Genomic DNA, 8,580 nt, shown 5'->3' with positions numbered 1-8,580 from the left:
CTGTGTTACTGGTGACTCCATCTTTAGTGGCTGTGATCTTTATAAATCCTAACGCTTTGCCAATTAATTGTCCCGGTTCTACAAAATATCCAATGTTCTTGTTATTAGAGCGCCAAATGCTTAAATCAGTTAGCACCTTTGAAGAGTGATCAGAATAATAACCTACTGCGACGAAAGCTTTTTTGTTCCCCTTCCTCATCGTTAATTTACTTGTTCCCCGAATTCCTGATGAGGAGACGCTAATATCGATCCGTTCTAATGTTATTGCTGGTTTTACATCAACCTCTTCTGACAATTCTAAATTACAACCTACCAAGAAGAGTATAATTAATATATAAAGGGAGATAATTTTATTCATGGCTATAGCTAGTATGGTTATAAATTAAAAATGATTCTTATAAATTCGATTAATAGCAGAGGAAATGACAATCATTTAAGATAATTAATCAATTATTTAACATAAAGCAATGATTTTATATTTTTAATTAATTATCTTTATTTATAAATATAATCATGAATAAACCCTGTATTTCGCTTTCAAATAGTACTAACTTTAGCGTTTAAAATTGGCAGATAATTAATTAAAAATAAATAATAAAAATCCCCCCCCCATACAGTATTGATAGTGTTAACGTATTTTAACTAAAGAGAAAGAACTAAGCTGAGCTCAGCTGCAAGGAGATTATCAACAATGGTTTATCAATGGGCAGTATTTCGTCATCAGCATCCTATTTTCGGGGGAGGATGTGAACTATTTGTTGTCCTGCTCGCTTTTTTATCAATAGCCTTACCTCTAATATGTGAAGAAAGCTTATTAATACTAGGAATATCTTTAGGACTTGCCATCATCTGCTTTACTCTATTTTTACTTTTTGCCCAAAGTGACAAGATCCGAAGGTCTATGCCTAGCTAGAAAAATGCTATTAAGTCCTTAAAAAACTAGGAGCTCTTCCCTCGTTTGCTTGGGTTTTCAGCATATCTATCTAAGTGACTACTCACCGCCTATTGGGCGATGCTTCTTATTTCGTTAGCCATTGCTCGATAGTATCAAGACTTACGCAGCTTCCATAAGCAGAGACGATTATCCAACCGCCTTTAATTCTAGAAGGCCTTTATCACGGATATTAAGGGCGGCGTTTAAGTCACGATTTATGTCTGTAGTGCCGCCTGATGGACAATCCCACTTGCAAACCGATAAGGGCATTTCTTCCACTTTATGACCGCAACAACAGCACGTTTAGAGCTTGCGTCCCACTGATTTAGTTTAACTAGATATTTGCCTTGCTCTTTTAGTTTGTACTCCAACTTAAAGACAAAACTATGCCATGAGGCGTCCGCTATGTGTTTCGCCAGTTTGCGGCTTTTCATCATGTTTGTTGATTTCAATGTCTCAATTATCACCGCTTGGTTTTCGTCAACGAGAGTTCGAGAAAGCTTATGTTGAAAATCAGCACGAGCGTTAGCCACTTTTTCGTGGCATTTGGCAACGAGCAATCTAGTTTTTGCTCGATTGGCACTGCCTTTTGCTTTTCTAGATAGCTGACGCTGCTTTCGTCTGAGATTCTTCTCAGCACGTTTTACAAATCTTGGGTTAGCTGTCTTTCTACCGTTCGATTCAATAGCAAAATGAAATAGACCTAGATCAATACCAGTTACCTTGCTTAACGTAATGCTCTTAACCTTGCCTACAATCTCACGGTGATTATTCGCCTCTACAGGCTTTATTTTCGGGAGTTTGATGCACCATCAAAGACTTTTACACCAACACAGTGATAGCTCGATTGCTTACCGTGTCTACGTTTGAATGTGGGTACTTGGCTTTCAACTTCGGATTAAAGAAGTTATCAAAGGCTTGGTGACGATTGAGTACAGATTGCTGCAAGACGGTTGAATCATCTTGCTTCAACCAGTGGTATTTACGCGATTTCTTGGCAACTGCAAGTAGTGGCTTGATGTCCTTTTTAGGATTCAGTAAGTTTTGAAAAAATCACCACTCCAAGACAAAGTTGCTTGGTAGTTACAATACGCATAATCGCCTGGTGCTCACAAAGAGCAAAAGCGTTGCTCGTATAACAAACCCGAACCGATTGAATGCCGAAAACGACTGGAATATCGAAACAAAATTCAGACCTATTGATGGCCTTACCTTATGAGGGTTTGATGCCGTCGCGCATCAGCCGACCTTAATCGTTATACAGACAAGAGAGTAAACCTTTGGCCGACGCGCGATGCTCGGAGGTTGTTTCTGTCGTCTTTTCCGTTTTCTTCGCATAGGCGTCGTCTTCTCGCATTTGTTTAATGGTGGTAGCACAGTCACACACTCTGATACTCACCCCTCCCCCCGGTGCCTTTAGTATTAAGAAGTCGATTGAATTCACCCAAATCACGTGCCTGGATATGTCAGAGGAAACCGTAGAACGTATTTTCATGTGACCCTCTAAACGCCAAAACGCACATCAAAACAAAACCCTGAGCACTTAAACGTCCCCTCCTCCGTTTGCACGAATCGCAACGCTGGAAACACAGACCCGTAAGTGGTGTACAGAATAATGTGATCCGCTCGCTCGTGAAGAAACCATTCACCAAAGCCAGCGCCATTTAATTCAATGAAAAAGTCACGGATTTCATGGAAAGCAAAACGACGCGACACCAATTGCGGAAACTGCTGCTTGATAGCTTCAACGAACCCTTGGCCTTTTAACGACGCGATATCAGCCTGTTGCTCTGGCGACTGACGACGACTGAACATTTTTAAACGCTGGATTTTGGAAACCCAATCAGACTTTCTTTTCGCCTCATCACGACACTTTTTGACTTGATAGCGCAACTTCAAGACCGCCAAAGATCTAGAGACATCATTTTTTGGTGAGCTTTCGTGCCCAGCGGCGAAACGCTGGTCGCTGAACTTTGATTTAGAGAGAGTTAGGCTTGAGTGTCGTTGTACCATGAGGAGTTTCCTTTCTGTTTGAGTATCACTTTTATGGAGCCGCTTGGCTGTCCGGCAAACGTTCTTGGTTCTCAAGGACAAGGGCGCGAAGCGTTCATATACCCTTGTCATTGGGGTTCAGAACGATCACGGTTAACAGCCTGTGAGCCCATCAAATGATGTGAGTCGAAAGGGAAATAGGCACATAAGACAATAAGCCTTTACTCGAACTTAATTAAAGTCAGTGAAAGGAGTGAGGAAGCGCAAGCGTTCTGGCCACGCCTTCGAAATAGGACGTTCTTCATCTCAAAGCCAGCCTCAGACAATTCTAGAGGGGTGATGAGGCTACCTTTTGCTCCGGTAAAGTGATTAGCTAAACAAACGAGGTCTTCCACGATCACCTTGCTTGGTCCGTTGCCATTGTTGGATCACTTTTTCATCAATCCAAAATGTCAGCCGACCCACGATTGCAGGGGTTGGGGTGTAGATTTAACCACACTGTATTTACATTAATATCAAATTTCTCTTTTACAGGGGTCCTGTCACCCCCAAAATACAGGCTAAAAATAACAATAATCTAAACTTTCTTATCTTGCTATCGCTTCAATTAATGCCAACCCACCACCTAATCGCAAAATTTTTGATTTAAAAGACTAGTAAAATCAAAGAAATGTCATTCTCAATACTCGATTGGACTCACTTGTAAGGAAAACATAATTGATAGTTAATTTATTAGTATTCGGTCTGCATTAAGAGTTAGGTGGAGCCTCGTTTAACTGATTTTAATCAAAGGTAGTAATATATGTACACAAGGACAAGAATACTGTTCTATTTGAGTTGTTTTTTTCTCTCCTTTAATGCTAGAGCGATCGATTTATCAAATAGTTACGTGACATTTTATGAGGGACCACAATTGAGTGATCAAGCATTTCTCTACCCTATACTTAGAGAGAAAGATACTCGGGAGCTCACCTATCTTGATGACCTCATTTTAGATTCTCTGAGAGGTGGGAAGTTGGGTTATCAATATTTTGATTCCGGTGGAACGAGCGCAACTTGTCAGGGGTCCAGAGGTGGTTTCATACCAATAGGCAAGAAAACCACCGTAAGAAATCTTAGAGTCCCGTCTTGCTACAACAGCTTAATCATGCGTACGCGCTTATGTCTTTATGACAAGGACAACAAGTATATTGGAGGAAATTGTACAGACTCTTACTATGGCCATACTTTTAATCCTTTAACAGAGAAGCCTAGTGACTATAGGTACAAGAAAAATGGGACGTTTGAGGGATGTGAGTTGAACCCGGTAAAAGTAAAGCTAAGTGACATCTATGAGGATTCGGCTTTAGCCCCTGAGGCAATACATACGTACTTTCCTATTGGAACTTGTCGCGCGGTGCATTTAGAAAGTCCTGACTATAAAAGTTTTACCTCGATTCTCTCTCAGATGCATCCTAAAATATATAAGCGCTTAGGACCTAAGTGCACAGTTCTAGAAACTGAACCAGTGTCTCTAGCCCATACTAATGGGACAGTTATTCATCCTAGTATCAAACCTACAAAAGTAGGTTGCTTATAATTTTTTGCTATGTGTAGTGGTCAACTGAAATTGGCCACGGTTTTAGAGGGTACCCAAGACAATCTCTCTGATTCATTAGGTGTGAGGCCACCATTATAGTGATGTGGCCTCAATTGGCTGTAATAGCCAATGATGTATTGGATAATTTATTGTTGAGCCTCAGAAAAGCTACGATAACCTACTGTTGGGATCCACTCCGTCTTTAAGCTTCTAAAGAAACGTTCCATTGGAGCAATCTCCCAGCAATTTCCTCGTCGAGATAAACTTTGTTTTATCTGAAAACGCCACAGTAACTGACGATATTTTCTACTCATCTAGTGACTGTCTTGCTCGCTGTGGAATGTAGCCCCTTTAGGCTTTCCTCTACTGATGTCTCGGTAATTGACAGCTAATCGAACCAAGCGTTTTCATTAGCTTTGTTGCTAGATAACGGCTCAGAGCTACGCCTTGATTTATCACCAGATCAGCAATAGTTCTCGCTCCCGAAGAGCCATTGCTTACCGCTGCGGTCCTCACCTCGCTTGCGGTCACCCCCTCATAAATTCCGTTGTGGAAGGTCATTAATGGCGACGGCAACATACAGCGATAACACTTCATACGATGTAAGCGATTCCTTGACGTGGACGTCGAATGAGCTGAGCACGGCAACGATGACACCTACTGGCTGGTTGTCAGGGGTTGCGGTTGGCAGCACGACAGTCACGACAGCTGAAGATGGAGGCATCACCACTCACACAATCGACGTGAATGTGTTCACATGTAGAGTTACTGGATCTTCATGTCTTGAGAGCTTCGATACTGGGAGTAGGAAGATGTTTATCAACTCACCATCAAAAATATTCCTAAATAGCCTCGGCGGAGAAAATATTGGTTTTACAAAAAAAAGGAGTTAAAAGGGTTATTTAATACATACGGTAATATGTTTATCGTGCGAGTCTAGGCGCTCAGGATAAATTACTGGTCAGGGACGAATCGAGGTCCTGGTTTGAGTGTAAGACTCAAAAATGGCAGCGAAGGAACCAGTATGCCAGCGCCCCCTGCGTCTCAGACCCTTCACGGTTGAACCCTCGCGCTTGTGATTCTAGCCCTAAACCACCGACTAAAGTAGGGGGTTCTTTGTATAGTTTTGATGTCTTCCCAACCTCGCCCCTTTTTTCATCCCAGTCTTCATAGCAACTAGAATCAATAGCTCTAGGGTGACCACGTTCCAAGAAAGCGGCGCAATCTCGCGTCATAAGCACCGCCTCCAGCTCCCCGTATTTGTTTGAGTAAGATCGGGAGCACTTATCTCTACGCACGTTTTTGTCTTGCATGAGACCTCGACTTGCTTTGCTCTGAGGCTGATACAAGTATAATCCGGACAAATGAGCCAACCTAAATGTTCAGGCGTCCTAAGTGAGACTTTCGGAGTTTTTCCTGGCGTTTTGCTTTTAGTTGGCGAACCCACGTAGACTTACCCACATCCATGAATTGGGCTGCTTCAATGACCGATTCAAAAAATTAAATTTTTATTTAATTACCTATAATTAAATAATTAAACCATAGAAAAAACTTTAACATTCCATTCAATTTATTTGGGAAGATAACTCCTTTAAAACCTAAAACATTGGTTTCGCTCTCCAGTTAAATAGAGGGGGAATTTAACTATGAAATTATTAATTACTCTTCATAAGGTTGGAAAATTTGGGGGGTAACCCTAGGCCGTGGGATTAAAAGCTAGATCCCAGATTCGCTTGATAGAGTGCACCTCTCTTGCAAAGGGCTCGTTATAGTGAGCCTTACCAGCGCAGCACGTTCGCGAAGTGAGCTTAAACGACCAACATGATAAAAGCGGCAAGAACTGCCTTATGGTTATTAATTTTTTGGAGTTTACGATGCGGTTAATGATTTCAGCTGTGGTGGTGGTTTACATAGGCTATTTCTTTCCAAGTTATGTCCTGCTTGATTACTACCTGAGCATTACCCGAGAGTGGGCATTAAATCCGACTTTGGATCGAGCACTCTACTCTGCTTTCGCCTACTATTTTCTACCTGTTATCGCTTTTTTCGTGCTATTTGTTAGTGCTCGGCGAGATAAGCATTGGAAGCAGTACTTAACCTCTTGGCCCAGAAACGTATGTACATGGGGTGAAGGCGCGTTGATATTGATTGGGGTGATTTCATTAAATTCCGTATCAAATTATCTTCAATATATTATTTTTGATTGGTTTTCCCCGGGATCTTGGCAGGCCCAATCCTACAATTTTACCCCTTTATTTTCGGCCTCTGATGGCGTAATTGATTGGTCGAGTGTGTTGCGAAGCGCTCTAGACGGTGTGCTCATTTCTCCCGTGATAGAGGAGCTCCTGTTTCGTTATTTGTTGTTTGTTATTTTCAGGTCCATTTTTGGGGTTACTAACGCCGCATTACTCTCAAGCTTAATATTTGCTTCAATACACCAGTGGGCGCTGGACGCATTTATGTCTGGGGCGTTTCTATGTTGGGTCTTTGAGCGATATCGCCGCCTAGGAGTAGTCATTGTCATTCATGCTTGCCATAACCTGTTTATTTTACTTTATGATCTTGTCTATTATTTAAGCACTCAGCTTCACTTTAACCCTTGGGAGGCGGTTGATATTAGTATTATTGCGTTGCAAGTGGGGTATCTAGTGATTTTTTCACTATTTATTGATTATCAGCGTAGAGGGTTTAAGGAGAGGTAAGGTTTATACGGGCCGGTCTACTTTACGCCTTTATTTTAAATTCACTTGGTTGAGTTTTAGCGTGCTTTGGTTGTCAGCCACTTTTCTCCTCCATCATAAAAGTGAAATGAACGCTACGCGATTTTCACAATGAAAACAGTGCTGCCAAGAGGGAGTAAGGAAAGGATATTTAAAAGTTAGTGAGTGGTCTAAGCAAGCAATTGTCTTGCCTAGCTTCTCCGTTCCCTTCAAATCTCATTTTTAATTATAGTTAAATAATAAGTGTTTTTTTACCCAATCCTATAGCTTTGTTGATTCATCAAAAACCTATGGTTAAATAATATGCGAAAAATAATTGAAACTCAGTCAGCCCCTAAAGCTATTGGCCCATACTCTCAAGGGGTGATTTCTGGAGGGCTAATTTTCACTTCCGGACAGCTACCGCTTCACTCACAATCAGGCTTGATGGTTAAATCCTGCCTTGAAAAACAAACGACTCAATGCCTAGAGAACATGAGAGCCATTTTGCTACATGCGAATACTGATGTGTCAGACGTAGTGAAAACAACCGTTTATCTTACCGATATGGTGAGCTTTTCAATTGTGAATGAAATTTATAATGATTTTTTCATTAAACATGGTGCCAATTATTTTCCCGCAAGAACCTGTATCGAAGTGTCAAAACTCCCTCTCAATGCCATGATTGAGATAGAGGCCGTTGCTGTCGCACCTTAGCCGTTAACGTTTCGTGATTTTTTAGCTCCAGGGTGCCTATGTCGTAATTGTCATCAACAGCGCGAAAAATCCGAATGAGAGCATATTTGGTACGCTTAACTACTGAGCAAATTGATTCCTTAAAATCAAACTTAGATAGTACCTTCTATTGGTTTCAAGAAGGTACTGTGCTCAACTTCCTTGCGATAGCAAAATTAAAGAGCATGTTGTAGAACTACTAAAACATCGAAAATAAGACACCTAACAAGGCCATCTATACCTCAGGAGGAAAAATGGAAAAGGTCATCCGAGAACTGGCTAAAGAAGTAGGTCGAGTTATTCAAAAACCAGAAATGAAAACTGACTTTGTAATCAAAGGTCTCGGCATACGAAGAGGTGAAGAGGCGTTAATCTATCGTATTCCCTCTCATTCTAAAAAAGCGTCTTTCTATGAAAAAGGAGTGACTCTCTCTGAATTCCAGTTCGCTTACGTACATTTAAAAGAATCGGGTTATTTTACGAGAGCTTGGTTTAATAAAAACCTCTCTGCTTGTGCAAAAGAAGGGGCGTGCAATTTTACAACAATAGGCGGGGTTTTTAGCATTTTAGGTGTGGCAGAATACACCTCAAAGGCGACCTATCAATTAAAGGCATAACAAACTGTTTGATCTGCTCCAGTC

General features: G+C 41.2%; 7 protein-coding genes and 3 pseudogenes. 3 read left to right on the top strand and 7 right to left on the bottom strand.

Annotation, left to right across the window (positions count from 1 at the left end):
* From AB4589_RS21020 to AB4589_RS20990, 7 genes and pseudogenes are all read right to left on the bottom strand, one after another.
* Positions 1–358: pseudogene (locus AB4589_RS21020) on the bottom strand (hypothetical protein); the annotation flags it as partial.
* Positions 359–1,081: 723 nt separating this feature from the next.
* Complete coding sequence (locus tag AB4589_RS21015; RefSeq protein ID WP_198592117.1) at positions 1,082–1,204, bottom strand: transposase; 123 nt, start codon at positions 1,202–1,204, stop codon at positions 1,082–1,084.
* A complete protein-coding gene (locus AB4589_RS21010; RefSeq protein WP_261378918.1) occupies positions 1,150–1,671 on the bottom strand; it encodes an RNA-guided endonuclease TnpB family protein in 522 nt (173 codons plus the stop codon). The genes AB4589_RS21015 and AB4589_RS21010 overlap by 55 nt, the downstream gene beginning before the upstream one ends.
* 512 nt (positions 1,672–2,183) lie before the next feature.
* Positions 2,184–2,429, bottom strand: coding sequence for a hypothetical protein (locus AB4589_RS21005; RefSeq protein WP_017100372.1), 246 nt, complete (start codon positions 2,427–2,429; stop codon positions 2,184–2,186).
* A gap of 8 nt (positions 2,430–2,437) precedes the next feature.
* Positions 2,438–2,947: a hypothetical protein gene (locus AB4589_RS21000; protein ID WP_102258285.1), complete on the bottom strand. Its 510-nt coding sequence runs from the start codon at positions 2,945–2,947 to the stop codon at positions 2,438–2,440.
* A gap of 1,578 nt (positions 2,948–4,525) precedes the next feature.
* A pseudogene (locus AB4589_RS20995) lies at positions 4,526–5,009 on the bottom strand (integrase core domain-containing protein); the annotation flags it as partial.
* Between the two features lie 871 nt (positions 5,010–5,880).
* A pseudogene (locus AB4589_RS20990) lies at positions 5,881–5,996 on the bottom strand (IS3 family transposase); the annotation flags it as partial.
* Positions 5,997–6,379: 383 nt separating this feature from the next.
* On the opposite strand from AB4589_RS20990, the gene AB4589_RS20985 reads away from it, so the two are divergent.
* The 3 genes from AB4589_RS20985 (at position 6,380) to AB4589_RS20975 (ending at position 8,556) form a co-directional block, all read left to right on the top strand.
* Entirely contained in the window at positions 6,380–7,207 is an 828-nt protein-coding gene (locus AB4589_RS20985; protein WP_016800044.1) for a CPBP family intramembrane glutamic endopeptidase, read from the top strand.
* Between the two features lie 321 nt (positions 7,208–7,528).
* The gene (locus AB4589_RS20980) at positions 7,529–7,921 is read left to right on the top strand and encodes a Rid family detoxifying hydrolase (protein ID WP_016800045.1); all 393 of its coding nucleotides are present in this window, start codon (positions 7,529–7,531) and stop codon (positions 7,919–7,921) included.
* Positions 7,922–8,193: 272 nt separating this feature from the next.
* Positions 8,194–8,556, top strand: a complete 363-nt coding sequence (locus AB4589_RS20975; RefSeq protein ID WP_016800046.1) for a hypothetical protein — start codon at positions 8,194–8,196, stop codon at positions 8,554–8,556.
* Positions 8,557–8,580: the final 24 nt, after the last annotated feature.

It is taken from the genome of Vibrio sp. 10N.222.49.A3, assembly GCF_041475145.1.
Lineage (GTDB): Bacteria > Pseudomonadota > Gammaproteobacteria > Enterobacterales > Vibrionaceae > Vibrio > Vibrio tasmaniensis_A.
This window is presented reverse-complemented; position numbering and strand designations above follow the sequence as displayed.